General features: G+C 69.4%; 9 protein-coding genes and 2 pseudogenes. 4 read left to right on the forward strand and 7 right to left on the reverse strand.

Annotated elements, in window-relative coordinates; genetic code table 11:
- Positions 1–65: 65 nt before the first annotated feature.
- A pseudogene (locus B207_RS42960) lies at positions 66–940 on the forward strand (IS5 family transposase).
- On the opposite strand, the gene B207_RS0121980 reads toward B207_RS42960, so the two are convergent.
- Positions 871–3,072, reverse strand: a complete 2,202-nt coding sequence (locus B207_RS0121980; protein WP_018639959.1) for a recombinase family protein — start codon at positions 3,070–3,072, stop codon at positions 871–873. The pseudogene B207_RS42960 and the gene B207_RS0121980 overlap by 70 nt on opposite strands.
- A complete protein-coding gene (locus B207_RS39995) occupies positions 3,047–3,214 on the reverse strand; it encodes a hypothetical protein (protein WP_018635768.1) in 168 nt (55 codons plus the stop codon). The genes B207_RS0121980 and B207_RS39995 overlap by 26 nt, the downstream gene beginning before the upstream one ends.
- 132 nt (positions 3,215–3,346) lie before the next feature.
- Here B207_RS39995 and B207_RS40000 point away from each other — a divergent pair.
- Positions 3,347–3,469: pseudogene (locus B207_RS40000) on the forward strand (IS5 family transposase); the annotation flags it as partial.
- 16 nt (positions 3,470–3,485) lie between these two features.
- Here B207_RS40000 and B207_RS37090 read toward each other — a convergent pair.
- Positions 3,486–4,370, reverse strand: a complete 885-nt coding sequence (locus B207_RS37090; RefSeq protein WP_326828774.1) for a transposase — start codon at positions 4,368–4,370, stop codon at positions 3,486–3,488.
- A gap of 345 nt (positions 4,371–4,715) precedes the next feature.
- Here B207_RS37090 and B207_RS0121995 point away from each other — a divergent pair, with 345 nt between their 5' ends.
- Complete coding sequence (locus B207_RS0121995) at positions 4,716–5,969, forward strand: ISAs1 family transposase (RefSeq protein WP_230205161.1); 1,254 nt, start codon at positions 4,716–4,718, stop codon at positions 5,967–5,969.
- A gap of 239 nt (positions 5,970–6,208) precedes the next feature.
- Here B207_RS0121995 and mdoC read toward each other — a convergent pair whose 3' ends face one another.
- Both mdoC and B207_RS0122010 read right to left on the reverse strand, forming a co-directional pair.
- Positions 6,209–7,483 carry a glucans biosynthesis protein MdoC gene (gene mdoC / locus B207_RS0122000; RefSeq protein ID WP_230205162.1) on the reverse strand — a complete coding sequence of 425 codons (1,275 nt, stop codon included), beginning with the start codon at positions 7,481–7,483 and terminating at the stop codon, positions 6,209–6,211.
- Between the two features lie 985 nt (positions 7,484–8,468).
- Positions 8,469–8,900, reverse strand: a complete 432-nt coding sequence (locus B207_RS0122010) for a PPOX class F420-dependent oxidoreductase (protein ID WP_018638756.1) — start codon at positions 8,898–8,900, stop codon at positions 8,469–8,471.
- A gap of 922 nt (positions 8,901–9,822) precedes the next feature.
- Here B207_RS0122010 and B207_RS0122020 point away from each other — a divergent pair.
- Positions 9,823–10,323, forward strand: coding sequence for an NUDIX domain-containing protein (locus tag B207_RS0122020; protein WP_018638760.1), 501 nt, complete (start codon positions 9,823–9,825; stop codon positions 10,321–10,323).
- Here the strand turns inward: B207_RS0122020 and B207_RS0122025 are convergent.
- Both B207_RS0122025 and B207_RS0122030 read right to left on the reverse strand, forming a co-directional pair.
- Positions 10,293–12,455: a UvrD-helicase domain-containing protein gene (locus tag B207_RS0122025; protein ID WP_018638762.1), complete on the reverse strand. Its 2,163-nt coding sequence runs from the start codon at positions 12,453–12,455 to the stop codon at positions 10,293–10,295. The two genes, B207_RS0122020 and B207_RS0122025, sit on opposite strands and share 31 nt — an antisense overlap.
- Before the next feature lie 88 nt (positions 12,456–12,543).
- Entirely contained in the window at positions 12,544–14,130 is a 1,587-nt protein-coding gene (locus B207_RS0122030) for a serine/threonine-protein kinase (RefSeq protein WP_018638764.1), read from the reverse strand.
- Positions 14,131–14,207 lie beyond the last annotated feature (77 nt).

Here is a 14,207-nt window from a genome sequence, read left to right on the forward strand (position 1 = left end):
CTAGGGCCTGTTTGGGAAGTCGCTGATCTGTGCTGCTGGTGATCGGCTGGTGTGATCCGGCTTGGATGATCAGTTGTGTGGCGCGGGGTGACCTGACGAACGAGCAGTGGGCTGTGCTGGAGCCGTTGCTGCCGTCGGAGGCGGATAAGAAGAAACCGGGCCGGCCGGCGACGTGGTCGCGCCGTCAGCTGATCGATGGGATCCGGTGGCGGACGCGGACCGGGGCGCCGTGGCGGGATGTCCCGGCCCGGTACGGGCATTGGCGCACGGTGTACGGGCTGTTCCGGGACTGGCAGCGTGACGGGACGTGGAAGCGGGTCCTGACCGCGTTACAGGCCCAGGCGGACGCCGCCGGTCTGATCACCTGGGACGTGTCGGTGGACTCGACGGTGGCGCGGGCGCATCAGCATGCGGCGGGGGCGTCAAAAAAGGGGCTGCGCAGCGGCAGTCCCCGGGTGGTGTTGACACCGAACCGGCGGATCATGGGATCGGGAAGTCCCGGGGTGGATTGACAACCAAGCTGCATCTGGCCTGTGAACAGGGGCAGAAGCCGCTGGCGTTGCTGGTCACCGCCGGGCAGCGCGGAGACAGCCCGCAGTTCACCGCGGTGCTGGGCCAGATCCGGGTCCCTCGACCGGGACCGGGCCGGCCGCGGACGTGCCCGGATCGGGTGCTGGCGGACAAGGCGTACAGCTCGAAGGGGAACCGGGCCTACCTGCGCCGGCGCGGGATCCGCACGACCATCCCGGAGAAGAAAGACCAGGCCGCGAACCGCAAGAAGCTCGGCAGCCGCGGCGGGCGGCCGCCCCACTTCGACCCGGAGGCGTACAAGCAGCGCCACGCCGTGGAGAGGAGCAAGCCACGGTGCTGTCATAGCTGTGGCTGTTCGACATCGCCGTCGGTTCCTTTCTCGTCGATGTTGTCGAGGTGTGCTGCCTGATTGGTCAGCCAGGGGCGCCGGTTGTGCTGGCCTCGGGGGACGTGGTGCAGGGCGCGGAGGCGTTCGACCTCGTCGGGGTCGGCGCGCACGACGGTCAGCCGGGCCTGGGGATGCAGGTATCCGGTGGCCCAGCCGCGGCGGACCCAGGCGTCGAGAGTGGGTTCGGGCATGTCCAGGTGTTCGGCGAGGTCCCGCAGCCACCACTCGTGGTCATCCAGCTTCGGGCGGGCGTGACGGGCTGGGGTGCGGGTCCGCTGGATGCCCAGGGCCCGCAGCAGGTCGTTGACCGCGTTGGGCGTGAAGGTCGCGCTGCGTTTGGGTGGACGAAGACCCTCGGCGTTGAGGCGTTCAGCGATCTGCCTGGTCGTGTGCCCGGCCTCGACCAGCTCGCGGGCCCGGGCGGCGAGTTGGGGGTAGTAGCTGAGCTGGGTCAGGCAGGCGACCGGGCGGACGATCTGGGAGCGGGTGTGGTGCCCGCCCGCCCAGATGATCTCGACCTGGACCTGTTCGGTGGTGTCGATCACGGCGACGCGGACCTGTTCGATCAGCTGCCGGATCAGCTGTTTGCGGTCGGCATCGGTGGTGCTGGGTGCGTGCCAGATGCCAGGGACGTCGGCGGCCAGGGAGCGGATCTGGTCGCGTTCGGCGGCGGTCAAGGTGCGCGGGCGGGCAGTGGTGAACCGGTCGTATTCCTCGCCGAGGCGTTCCCGTTCGGCGAGCGCGGCTTCCCAGTCGGCCTCCAGCTGCCGCACGACCAGACGGTTCTCCGGCTCGGCCAACTGGTACTGGCGCCGGGCCCGGTCTGCCTGGTAGTCGGCCCGTTCCAACCGTTGGCGCCAGATCCGGTCCACCTGTGCCCGGCGCTGTTCGACCTGGTCGGCCGCGGCGAGGGAGACCTCCAACGCGGCCGGGGTCAGCGCGGCCAACAGCAGGCCGGTCACGTGGGTGTCCAGGCAGTCCCCGGCCAGCTGCTGGCACTGCCCGGTGCCGTAGTCGGTCTTGTCCCGGGCGCACACGTAGGCCGGGTGCAGCCGTCCTTGCGGCCCGTGCTGGTAGCGCACCGTCATCCTCGCCCCGCAGCGGGCGCAGACCACCAGCCCGGCCAGCAGGGCCGGGCCGTCGCGCACCGGGCCCGGGCTCGCGGCCCGGGACTGGTTGGCCTGCATCCGCTGCATGTTCCGCTCGTACTGCTCGACGCTGATGTAGGACGGCAGCACCCCGGGCAGACAGACGGTCCACTCTGCCCGCTCGGTGCGCACCCGCCCGGTGAACGGTCTACCCGCCTGGCGCCGTCTTGGGTCCAGCCTGCTGCGGCCGTAGACGTAGATGCCCGCATAGGCCGGGTTGCGCAGCATGTTGTGCACCACCGCCCGGCTGGGCCGCCGCCAGCTCACCTGCCCACGTCCGGGTTCCGCCCGCTGTCGTATCCCGACCTGGATGCCGTTGTCAGCCAGGAAACACAGCACCGCGTTCACCGTGCCGAACCGCTCGAACAGGTCGAAGACCAGCCGGACCACCGCCTGGACCTGCTCGTCCGGGTCCAGGACCACCTCACCCGACTCCCGGCGCACGAACCCGATCGGCAACGGCACCGCCAACTCGCCGCGTCGGGCCTTGGCCAGCCGCCCGGACCACATCCGCTGTTTGATCAGATACAGCTCGGCCTCGCTGATCGTGCCTTTCAACCCCAGTAGCAACCGGTCGTTGTGCTCGGCCGGGTCATAGACCCCGTCCAGGTCCGCCAGCAGGGTTCCCGACAGGGCACACAACTCCAGAAGCTGATGCCACTCCCGGCCGGACCGGGCCAGCCGGGACATCTCCAGGCCCACCACGATCCCCACATGGTCCAGCCCGACCTCGAAGACCAGCCGGGCGAACCCCGGCCGGGCCTGCGCACCCGAGGCCGAACACCCGAGATCCTCATCGATCACCAGCACCCGCGACCGCGCCCACCCCAACCCGACCGCCCGCTCGACCAACCCGTACTGCAACCGGGTCGACTCCTGATGATCAGCAACCTGCTCGGCGGTCGACTGCCGCACATACACCGCCGCCAGACGATCACGATGCCACGGCTGAACCTTGCCACCCGCACGCTCCCGCGAATCAGCCGCGACGCTCGTCCCGCTCATCGCCACACCGCCCGCTCGCCGGTGTCGGCAGCACCGTCATCCGCTCCACCAGCAGGCCCAGCAGACGCCGCACCGCCTCCCGGTTCGCCTCCGGGAACGCATCCCACGGCGGCACCACCGCGTCCGCCAGCGCCACGATCACCCCCGCGCTCCCCGTCAGCCCGCCCCTCCCGCAGCCGCCGAACGACCGCGACCAGCGCCAACAGGCCATCAACCCCAACCACAAGGGCATTCCCCACCCCTGGCTCGCCTATGTGTGCAGTGCGGCTTGCTCCTTGAGTGCGGCATCAACCGGCTCAAACGTCACCGGGCGGTCGCGACCCGCTACGACAAACTCGCCGTTCGCTACGAAGCAACAGTCACCATCGCCGCGATCAACGAATGGCTACCCCGATGAACTTCCCAAACAGGCTCTAGGCGGCGCCGATCGCGAAACCCTCCTCGCCGCCGAGGTCGGCCAGGGTCGTCAGGATCTTCGCGCGGCCGTTGCCGGAGAGTGTGCCGGGACCGCGCACCAGCAGGGTGCGGATCGTGTATTCGGGGTCAGTGGCCCGGCCGCGGCGGTCGCGTAGCTGGTGGGTGACCCGGCGGCGGACATCCCCGACGGCCTTGTTACCCAGCTGCGCGACGTGGAACGGGTCGACCGCGATCATCGCGTGCGGGAGCGCGTCGCGGGCGGCGGCCTTGTAGATGGTGGACATGTCGATCGTGACCGCCCGGATGCCCGCGCGCCAGGCGGCGGGCCGGGCCTTGATCCAGCCGGCTGTGGCTGTCGCCGTCCTGCCCTCGACGGCCCCGAGCAGGCCGTGGCCGCCGGCGGAGTCGAACAGCCCGGTCTGCCAGCGGTCGGCGTCGGCGACCCAGCCGTCGGAGATCGGGTCCCGGTGGTAGCGGGGACGGCCCCGGCGGTGGTCGTCGATCCCGAGCACCTCGATGCCCGGCAGCGGCCCGGACACCGACCGCACCGGCCGGCCTGCGTCGGGCCCGCAGCCCGCCTCCCCGCCGACGGTGTTCTCCTCGTCTCCGGCCGGCCCGTCGGGCCCGGTCCCAGCGGTCGGGGCGGTGACCACGATCCCCGCCTCCTCGGCCACCGCGACGAAGCCACGGTGCGCGGTGTGCCAGCTGACTCCGGCCGCCCCCGCGACGACCCAGTCCCCGACCAGGTGACCCATCGTCTCCTTCGCCGCAGTCGACACCGTCCCCCCGCGGGCGGCCAGCGGCCCACCCTCGGTGAAAACGACCTGGTCACAGCCCTCGTTATCGCACCAGAACCGGTGCTTGTGCCAGGTCACCGCCATCGGGACCACCGCCAGATGCGCCACCGTCTGCCCGGCTGCCTCCTTCACCCGCCCCGCCGGCGCGCCGCAACCCGGACAGCACGCCTCGACCCCCACCGCCGTGCGCACATGCACGGTGAACGCCCCGTCCGCCTCCCGCTCGACCAGCTCGACCTCGACCCCGGCAGGCCAGGGCCATTTCGTAGTTGATAGGCCAAGTTGATCATTCTCGGCGTCGACCGATGCATGGCCTGACCTGGACGGATACCGGCGACACGCCGGAGGTAGATGCGCGGCAGGCACGACCCTCTGCCGATCATGGAGTTCTCGACGCTTCATGTTCGACAGGGAAGGCCGTGCCCGCCGATGTCATCATCTCCCATCACCGCTGTGATCGACGAACTCGCCGGGCAGATCCCGGACCGGGCCAGCTCACCGGGTTCGGTGACCGACAGTGAGTGGACCGGGTTACGCGAGGCGCTCGCGCAGGTACCGGACCCACGCCGACGGCGCGGGGTGCGATACCCCTTCGCCGTGATCCTGACCATCGTGGTGTGCGCGATGCTCAGTGGCGCCCGGTCGTTCGCGGCGATCGGGGAATGGGTCGCCGACCTGCCCGCGGACACCCGCGCCGGCCTGGGGCTGACCGGACGGATCCCGGGCCCGGTGACGATCTGGCGGGTGCTGGTACGTGTGGACCGGGTGGCGTTGGAAGCCGCGGTCGGAGCCTGGATCCGGGCCCGTCTCGACGCCGTCGACACCGCCGCGCACCAGCCGCCACAGCGCCGACGCCGGGTGCGGCGGGTGCTCGCGGTGGACGGCAAAGCGATGCGCGCCACCCGCCACGGCACCCACCCCGTGCACCTGCTCGGTGTCCTCGACCACACCCGCGGCGTGGTCCTGGCACAGGTCGACGTCGACGAGAAGACCAACGAAATCCCTTTGTTCTCCACGGCTCTCGATCAGATTCCGGACCTGACCGACGTCCTGATCACCGTCGACGCGATGCACGCGCAGACCGCGCACGCCGACTACCTGCACGCCCGGGGAGCGCACCTGCTGGTCACCGTGAAACGCAACCAGCCCACCGTGCACACCCGGTTGAAGACACTGCCCTGGAAAGACGTCCCGGTCGGGCACACCACCACCGGCCGTGGCCACGGCCGGATCGAGACACGCACCCTCAAGGCCGTCACCGTCCCGGCCGGGCTCGGGTTCCCCCACGCGGCCCAGGCCATCCAGATCACCCGCACCTCCCGTCCGATCAGCAAGAACAAGAAGAAGACCGAGGGCAAGCGCCGTCAGCGACGTGAGACCGTCTACGCGATCTGCACCCTGCCCGCCGAGGACGCCCTACCCGCCGAACTGGCCACCTGGATCCGAGGCCACTGGTCCATCGAGGTCCGCCTGCACTGGGTCCGTGACGTCACACTGGGTGAGGACCTCCACCAGGCTCGTACCGGCAGCGGACCCCAGGTCATGGCTGCTCTCCGCAACCTGGTGATCAGCCTGCTCCGGTTCGCCGGCTTCACCAACATCGCCCGAGCCCTACGCCACCACGCCCGCCATCCCGACCAGGCAATCACCCTCGTGACCAGCACAAACACGACTTTGCAATGACCCTGCCCGGCAGGCAGCCCCAGCAACCCACCCAACGCACAGCCTCTACCCTTGGACACACGCACCCGTCCGCTTGATGATCTCTTCTCTGGTAAGAGCGATCATTTCAGTGGGCGGGTGTCCCGCTTTCCCGAACCACACCGTGACTACGTTCCGTCACCCCAGGCCGTCACGCACGGCTCATGGCCGGACACACTCTCCAGCCCACTGCGGAGAGCCGCCAAAGTTCGTAGTCAGCCTCATGAGGTCCAGTGCAGGTGTTGGGTGCACTCAACGTCGGGTACTGCCACCTTACCGCTCCGGAAGATCGGCTGGGTCTGTTCCAGGTCAACGCCCGTATTCCCGGTGGTGGCCGGGTCGGGAGCGGTGGATCCCGAGGCGTCACGACGATCTTTCGAGGGAAACTTTCCGTTGAAGACCATACGAAGAAACTTGGATCTGAGAATGATGAAATGGTGGATCGCCAGCGTCACACAGAAAGTGAGGACCGTGATCAGGAGCATGTATGGCGTGGAAAGGGTCGGATCCAGCGAGAGCAGGGTCGCAAATATGTAGATCCAAAGGAAATGGAACAGATATACCGTGTACGAAGCATCGGCGAGATACCGCCAGGCGGGCCGCGGGCGGGAAACAAGACGAGCCGAGGCGGCGAAGATCGTGGCCAGCAGAGGAATCGTGAAGATTGTCTCTGTCATCACCAGGCCGGTACCCACCGAGAGCGCCCCCACCCATTCCTGCTTGGACGCAAGGAGAGCAAGACCGGTCACTGCGAGGAAGATCGGTGCGGGGCGCTGGAAGGATGGCAGAAGCCGCTGCCGGTCCAGATAGAGGAGCACGCCGAGCAGGAAATACGGCAGGAAATCCAGCGTGTGCTTCAGAAGGACCGCGTGGACTCCGGTGCCGACCACGGGTTCCACCACTGCGCGGTGTCCGCCACGGATGACGATCGTGATCACAAGAACAAAAAGCGTGATCGTCGTCATGCACCGAATACGGTTTGCGGTGGCCCACTGGTAAGGGGAGCCGGAAGTGAGGCGTGAGAGCAGGCTCACCGCGGCCGGTGCGCACAACGCATAGACCAGGAGGGCGATCAGGAACCACAGGTGCAGATACCAGCTCAACTCGCCCGCCGGGGAGGGAATGGTGTTCCCTCGCACGTAGTCCAGGAGCGAGATACCCGGATCATTGTGAAAGTTGTAGATCAGCCAGAGCGCGGGAGGGTTCAACAGCACCAGTGTGATCAGGAGCGGAGTTCCCACTGCGGCAAATCGGCGGCGTATGGTACGGCCCGAGCCATACTTTCCGACAAGCATCGCGGACAGGAATCCGGAGATCAGAAAGAAGCCCTCCATCCGGAACAGGCTTGAGGAGTAGGCGATGCCGTCGAAGATCGGGTCGTCGCCAAGCGTCGCCGTATGCACGAAAACGCCGACCATCATGAACACGCCCCGCAGCGCGTCCATGTGATGGTAGTGCACCACCCCCAGAGCGGACGGTGCTTTCTGCTCTTCCACTGCGTCTCCCCCAACCCAGGCCGGCCGCTACGGAGGGTACTTCCGCATCCGGCCCCTTTGGAAGGATATTACCTTTTCACACCGAACGTCGACTGAGGGGTACTGAGGGGTGCCGTGGAGGCGTAGACACGTTCGCCGTTTCCAGGCGGTGAGGACACGGCTCCATATGGGCAGGTAGAGGTACCCCTCGGGGCCGATTGCGTCGCGCGTAGTCTCGGGGCGGTAACTGGTGATGCCTGTCCGTCCGGCCACGGTGATGTCGGGTCGGCCTGATACTCCCCTTCTGCTGGGCAGCCGGCCTCGAACACGGCAGTCGGAACCTCGGCGACGTGCCCGTCGCGCCCAAGGCATCCGTCGAGAGCAGCCCGGAAGAACTACCCCGCCCTCCGTTCCAGCGTTTAGTGGTTCGCCCGTCATCCCGGCACAGCCGCCAGATGCCGTCGGATGGGCAGCTCTGCGCCCGAAGCCAGGCCGTGACCATCCGGCCCGCCCGACCCGGGCCCGCCTGACAGACGGTGACACGTCAGCGACCTACCCGGGGCGAGGTTCCGGGGAGCCATCGGGCCGCGCTGAAGGATTATGCCCCGCTACCAACCTCGGCGCTTCAACGTGTTGCCCTCATCACGTCATGCATCACCGTGCATGGTTCCTACGCGGGCCGTAGGCAGGTGGCTGCTCTGAGTGTGAGACGATGGATCAACTGTCAGGGGGACAGCCTCCAGGGAGCGAACCCGTGAATGATCTTCTGAAGATTCTCCTCGGCACAGCCATAGTGATGGCAATCAGTATGGCGCTCGGATTTGTGCTGTTCGAGATGGAGCCCTACCGGCCCCAGGATCCCGTCTCGAGCGGGTCTTCGAAATAGGGATATTTCTCGATCGAGCTCGAAATCCCGGTCGTGCGTTCGAGCTCACGGACTTCGCGTTCTTTCACCGAGCACTCGGCGCGTTGTTCCCCGGGTAGTCGCCGATTCCCCGCGGTGTTGTCAGCCGATTCTGGTGCCATAGACGTGCTCGACGGTGATCGTGATGAGCACCCTGCGGTCGGAGACCATCACCGAGCGGTATTCGTTCCAGTCGGGGTGTTCGCCGGCGGCGCTGCGGTAGTAGGTCACCAGGGCCTGGACCTCGGGTCCGTGGGGGTCGATGCCTGGCCCGGTGAGTGCGGCCGTGCCCTCGGCGGTGGCCCACGCACGGCCGTCGGCGCTGGTGACCTCCAGGGTGGCTCGCGGGTCCCGGCGGAGGTTCGCCGTCTTGACCAGGCCCTCTCGTGTCGAGATGAGGATGGTCCCGGCGTCCGGGTCGTAGAAGGGCGTGACGGGCGAGAGCTGGGGGCGGCCGTCGGACTTGATGGTGGCGAGAACACCGAGGCGGCTTTCGGCGAGCAGCGTCCGTGGGTTGAACGGTGTGGCGGTCATGGCATCATCATCGACGTTCAGATCGAAGCGAAGGTCGCGGATGCGGGTTCGTGTTGATCGGGGAGCTGAACCCGCAGGCCGAGGCCCACCCGCACCCGCTGCGCCACGACGGCTCACGGCCTGCTCGCAGCCGGCCGCAGCCGTGACGGCTACCGCGGATCACGCCGACGACCCTCGACCCTCGCCGGGGCCCGCGTCTGTCGCTGTCCTGGCCGCCGATGGGTCTGCTGGCGGGCGTCGAGCAGATCGTGGACCGGCGGAGGCGCCGCAAGCGTTGCCGGCAATGCCGGCGCTGTCCGAGGACCGGCCGAGCCCGGCAGGAAGACGGCAACCGGACCGTAGGGCGTTGGGGTCTATGCGACCGAGCGCCTGATTTACGTTATTCCGTTTTGCATCGTTTATGCGTCCGGTGGGGCACTCCGCTCCGGCGGACCACCCGGCCAGGCCGCCGCCAACCCGCCTACCTGACCAAGGCGCGCTGACCACTACTCTGCAGGGCTTCCGATCCTGTCGAGCGAATCGCCGCCGATAGCCGGAGGCCGTCGTTCGCGGCGTCGCTGACCAGGAACTTCCAGAGTTCCTGGTGCGGAGAAAGGGTGCTGGTGCAGGTGTTCTCCCCAGGTTCGTTGCCGCGGCAGGCCGAACCGGTCACACAACACATGTCGTGGTCACGCCCGTCCGGTCCTCGCCGGTTCGGGCGAGTCCGCATCGGGATCATCGCCGCCGGACTCGGCGGACTCGCGCTGGCTGGCGGGGAGACGCCGGAGCAGGCAACCACCTGAGCATGTCGACATCCGCCTGAGCGTTTCGAGAACGGGGAGCGGCGGACCCGCAGAGGCGGTGGACGGGCGACGGGCGACGGGCGACGGGCGACGGGCGGTGCTGCGGGGCGAGTGTCGCGTTTGCTATTACGGTGGTTCCTGTGGAGACGACCGCTGACTCGTCCGCGCTGGAATGGCGGCGCGGTCTCCCCCGCAAACGCATGGCGGCGGCGTGCGTCATCGTCGACGACAACGACGACGGACAGGTGCTCCTGGTCCGTCCGACCTATCGGCCCGGGTGGGATCTGCCGGGCGGTGTCGTCGAGCAGGACGAGGCCCCGCTCGCGGCGGCCCGGCGCGAGCTCGCGGAGGAGCTGGGCCTGGACCGGGCGCCGGGCCGGCTGCTGGCGGTGGACTGGGTGCCGCCCTCGCCGCAGCGCACCGAGGGGCTGATCGTGGTGTTCGACGGCGGCCGGCTCACACGGGAGGAGGCCGGCCGCATCCGGCTGTCCGCCGACGAGCTGGCCGCCTGGTCGTTCGCCGCCGCCGACCAGCTGCCCGACCTCATGGCGCCCCTGCTGGCCCACCGGGTCGCCGCCTGCCTGGCGGCGCGGGCGGCCGGCACGACGGTCTACCTGGAGGACGGCGTGTTGCCGGGCTGACGTTGCCGCGGATCGGGGAGGAGAGGGGTGAGGAACGGGCTCTGGCCGCCGTGCCAGGAGACGAAGAGCTCCTCCCGCGCTCTGGTGCAGGCCACGAAGAGCAGGCAGCGCTCACGCTGGACGTCTCTGGCGTGCGCGACGTCGTCCTCGGCGGCTGGCGTGACCGCTCCCGAGGCCGGGACGTGTCCGTCGGTGACGCCGACGACGGCCACGCAGCGGAACTCGAGGCCCTTCATGCGGTGCATGGTGCCGACAGCGACGGCTGGTTCCGTGGGTGCGGCCTGTGCGGGTCTCTCCGTCGGCCGGGACAGGAGCCGGGCGGGGATGCCGAGCCGGTGCAGGGCGGGCAGCAGCGACTCGGCGAGCGTCCTGGAGCGCACAGCCACGCCGATCTCGTCGAGGGCGATCCCGGCACGCTGCCAGGCGCGCACCTGCTCGGCGGCGTCCCGCATCTCGTCGGCCCAGGTGGCGGCGCCGCGCAGGCGGGGCGTGAGGCCGTGGATCTCCGAGCGGCAGCCGGCCGCCGAGTCGAGGCCGCCGTCGATGTCGTCGATGGGTTCGCCGCGGAGCATGCCGAGGCTCCAGGCGAGGATCTCCGCGGTCGTCCGGTAGTTCACCGTGAGCCGGGTGGATCGGCCGACCACCGGGATGCCGAGTTCGCGCAGGCTGACCCGGTTGTTGTAGATGCGCTGGTGGGCGTCGCCGGCCACGAAGATGTCGTCCGTGCCCGGTTCGACCGCCGCGCGCAGGAGGCGCCACTGCACCGGGCTCAGGTCCTGTGCCTCGTCGATCACGGCATGCCGGTAGGGGCGCTGCGGCGTCCGTTCGAGGATGCGCGCGGCCTCGACGCAGATCATCTCGTGGGTCCATCGACGGGATGCCCGCAGTTCTCGGTCGAACCGCTGCCAGGCGGCCCACACCTGGGCCCGCTGGCGTGGCCCGAGCGGGCGGCTCCGGCCGGCCCGGCGCGCCTGCTGGTAGGCGTGCTCGGTGGTGATCTCCTGTGCCAGGATGACCTGCCGCCACTCCTCCGACAGGAACGTCTCGGAGAAGGGAAGAGCGAGGGTGTGCACGACCGTGCGCCACACCGCACGTTCCTCGGTGTCGGTCAGGATGGCCGGCTGCGGGTTCCCGGTCCGGAAGATCTCGTACGCGATCTTGTTGACGGTCGCGACGGTGACGCGTTCCCGCAGGCTCGGGTCGGGCACCAGCAGGTCGAGGTCGGTGGCGAGGGAGGCGGCCATCGTCGAGGTGAAGGTCGTCAGGAGCACCTGGCCGGTGCCCTGCGCGGCGAGGTGGTGCGCCCGGTGCAGCGCGACGACGGTCTTGCCTGTCCCCGGCCCACCGGTCACCCGGGCGGGGCCGCGGAACCTGGCCTGCGCGAGGCGGCGCTGGGTCGGGTGCAGGTACACCCGCCACAGGGCGAACGGGTGCCGGAACACCTCGAGCAGCTCGTCCGGCCCGTCGACGAGGACGACCCGGTCAGTGCTGCGTTCGACCGCGGCCGCCACGTCGTCGGCGTCGATGGAAGCCCGCTCGGCCTCGGACACCGCGCCGATCTCCGCCCACACCTCTTCCGGTGTCAGGCCCGCGGCCAGGCCGAACAGCGCGTCCCACTGGTTGGGTGGGAGGAAACCGCGCGCCATCTCCAGCTGTCGGACGTCGGTGAGCACGCGGGCGAAGGCGAGTGTCTGCTCGTCGACGCCGAGGCGGCGAAGGTCCTTGTCCGCGACGAGCGTGAAGAGCCGGTCCGGGGCCTGCTCCGCCACCGCGGCCAGCGCCGGGAGGGTGGCGTCGATCGCGACAACGTCGCGGATCTCGATGCGTCCGGTGGCCGCGTTGACGGAGGCACGGCGGCGCTGGGCCCAGGCGTAGGCGTCGTCGTGCGGGAGCACCTTCAGCAGGGTGTAGGTGTCGCCGCTGTCCGGTGCGAGGATGATGCCGCGCCAGAACCTGTCGATGCGGATCGATCGGAACCGGTCGTCCCGGGCGTTGCCGATCTTCTCCAGGTGCAGGCCGGTGTGGGTGGCCGCCTCGAACCTGGCGAAGACGTCGAGCACCCGGTTCTGTACCTGCTTCTCCAACGCCGCGAAGCCGAGCAGGAAGTCCTTGTCGATCCCCAGTCGCGCCATGTCGTCCCTCCCACCGTGTCCCCGGGTTCGAAGCCCCGGAGTTCGTGAGCCCCGGGGCTCGTGAGCCCCGACGTGCGTGAGCTCCGTGTCAGGTCTGGCTGCCCACCGCCGCGCCGTCGGCACCTGCGAGCAGCTCGCGGACCACGGGCACCAGGGGATGGTCCGGCCCCCAGACCCGCTGCAGGTCGGCCAGCAGCGCGGCGAGGGTCTGCGCGGCGGCCGCCCGCTGACCGGCGCCCAGCTGCAGCAGGCCGATCTGGCGGCGCAGTTCCAGGACCCGCGGGTCGTCCGCGCCGAACGCCCGGGTCTCGTCGGCCAGCAGCGCGCCGAGCTGTTCCAGTGCCCGTGCCGTGTCGCCGATCAGAGCCCGGCAGGTCGCCTCCCGCAGACGTGCGAGCAGCAGCCGTTCGCTGTCGCGACCATCCCGGCGGGTGAGATCGGTGACGAGCCCCGCATACTCGTCGACGGCCCGGCGGAAGTCACCTCCCTCGAACATCAGCTCGGCGAGCTCGAGGCGCAGCGAGAGCACATCGGCGTTGTCGGCGCCCAGCGCCCGGCCGGCCCGGTCGACCGCCTCGGCCAGGATCGCGGCGGCCTGGCTGTGACGGGAGGATCGGGCGAGGGAGCGGGCCTCGTCCCGGATCTGGCGAAGTTCGGCCTGGTCGATGCCACCGTCGGCCGGCGGGGCAGTCGCGGGTGAGGCAGTCGCGGGTGAGGCAGTAACGGGCGACGTGGTGGCGGGCGACGTGGTGGCGGGCGGGGCAGTGGCGGGCGGGTGCACGCGGGCAGTGATCCTGCTGTACATCCGCACGGTGTTGTCCGCGGCGGGGTCGACGAAACCGGGGAGCGCGGCCAGGTCGTCCGCCCAGCCGGTCAGGGCCTCGTACACGGCCTCGGCGCTGGCCGGCCGTTCCTCCGGCACCTTGCGCAGCAGGTCGGCGACCAGTTCGTCGAGGTCGGCGGGAACGTCGACGCGCAGGGCGCTGACCCGCACCGGGACCTCCTCGACCTGCTGGTGCATCACCGAGTAGGACGACGAACCGGCGAAGACCCGGCCGCCGGTCAGCATCTCGAACAGGGTGGCGCCCAGTGCGTACAGGTCGGTGGCCGGTGCGCTGATGCCGGCGAGCACCTGCTCCGGGGCCATGTAGGCGGGGCTGCCGAGATGCTGCCCGGTCACGGTGATTCTCGACAGGTCGGTGCGGTCGAGTGCGACCGCGAGGCCGAAGTCGAGGACCTTGACGGTGCCGTCCGGCTCCAGCATCAGGTTGCCCGGTTTGAGATCACGGTGGACCAGGGACGCCCGGTGCGCGACGGCCAGCACCGAGGCGGCCTGCGCCGCGATGGCGGCCGCCCACCCGACGGGCAGTGCTCCCTGCTCGGCGACGAGATCGGCGACGCTGATGCCGTGCACCCGCTGCATGACCAGATAGGGGCGACCGTCGTGCGTTCCGGCGTCATAGACCGCGGGCACCCCCGGATGTACCAGCCGGGCGGTGATGCGCGACTCCCGGATGAAACGACGAACAAGTTCCTCGTCGGGCCGGCCGTCCGGAAATCGGACGAACTTGACCGCGATCTCCCGGTCGAGTTTCACGTCACGACCGACCCAGACCTCGCCCATTCCGCCTCTGGCGAGCGGCAGGGACTCCAGCTCATATCTCCGGTCGATCATCCAGCGACCTGCCATCACACCCCCGTGCAGCTGCCCCTGTCGGACGACCCGAAATGATACGTCAGTCGGTAAAAATC

Origin of the sequence: Parafrankia elaeagni (assembly GCF_000374165.1) — a bacterium.
Taxonomy (GTDB): Bacteria; Actinomycetota; Actinomycetes; order Frankiales; family Frankiaceae; genus Parafrankia; species Parafrankia elaeagni.

Excerpts from the sequence above, each read along its gene's own strand:
- B207_RS0121995 (WP_230205161.1), top strand. The coding sequence starts at position 4,716 with ATGTCATCATCTCCCATCACCGCTGTGATCGACGAACTCGCCGGGCAG.
- B207_RS0122025 (WP_018638762.1), bottom strand. The coding sequence starts at position 12,455 with ATGGCGCGACTGGGGATCGACAAGGACTTCCTGCTCGGCTTCGCGGCG.
- B207_RS37090 (WP_326828774.1), bottom strand. The coding sequence starts at position 4,370 with ATGGCGGTGACCTGGCACAAGCACCGGTTCTGGTGCGATAACGAGGGC.
- B207_RS0122010 (WP_018638756.1), bottom strand. The coding sequence starts at position 8,900 with ATGACCGCCACACCGTTCAACCCACGGACGCTGCTCGCCGAAAGCCGC.
- B207_RS0121980 (WP_018639959.1), bottom strand. The coding sequence starts at position 3,072 with ATGAGCGGGACGAGCGTCGCGGCTGATTCGCGGGAGCGTGCGGGTGGC.
- B207_RS0122030 (WP_018638764.1), bottom strand. The coding sequence starts at position 14,130 with ATGATCGACCGGAGATATGAGCTGGAGTCCCTGCCGCTCGCCAGAGGC.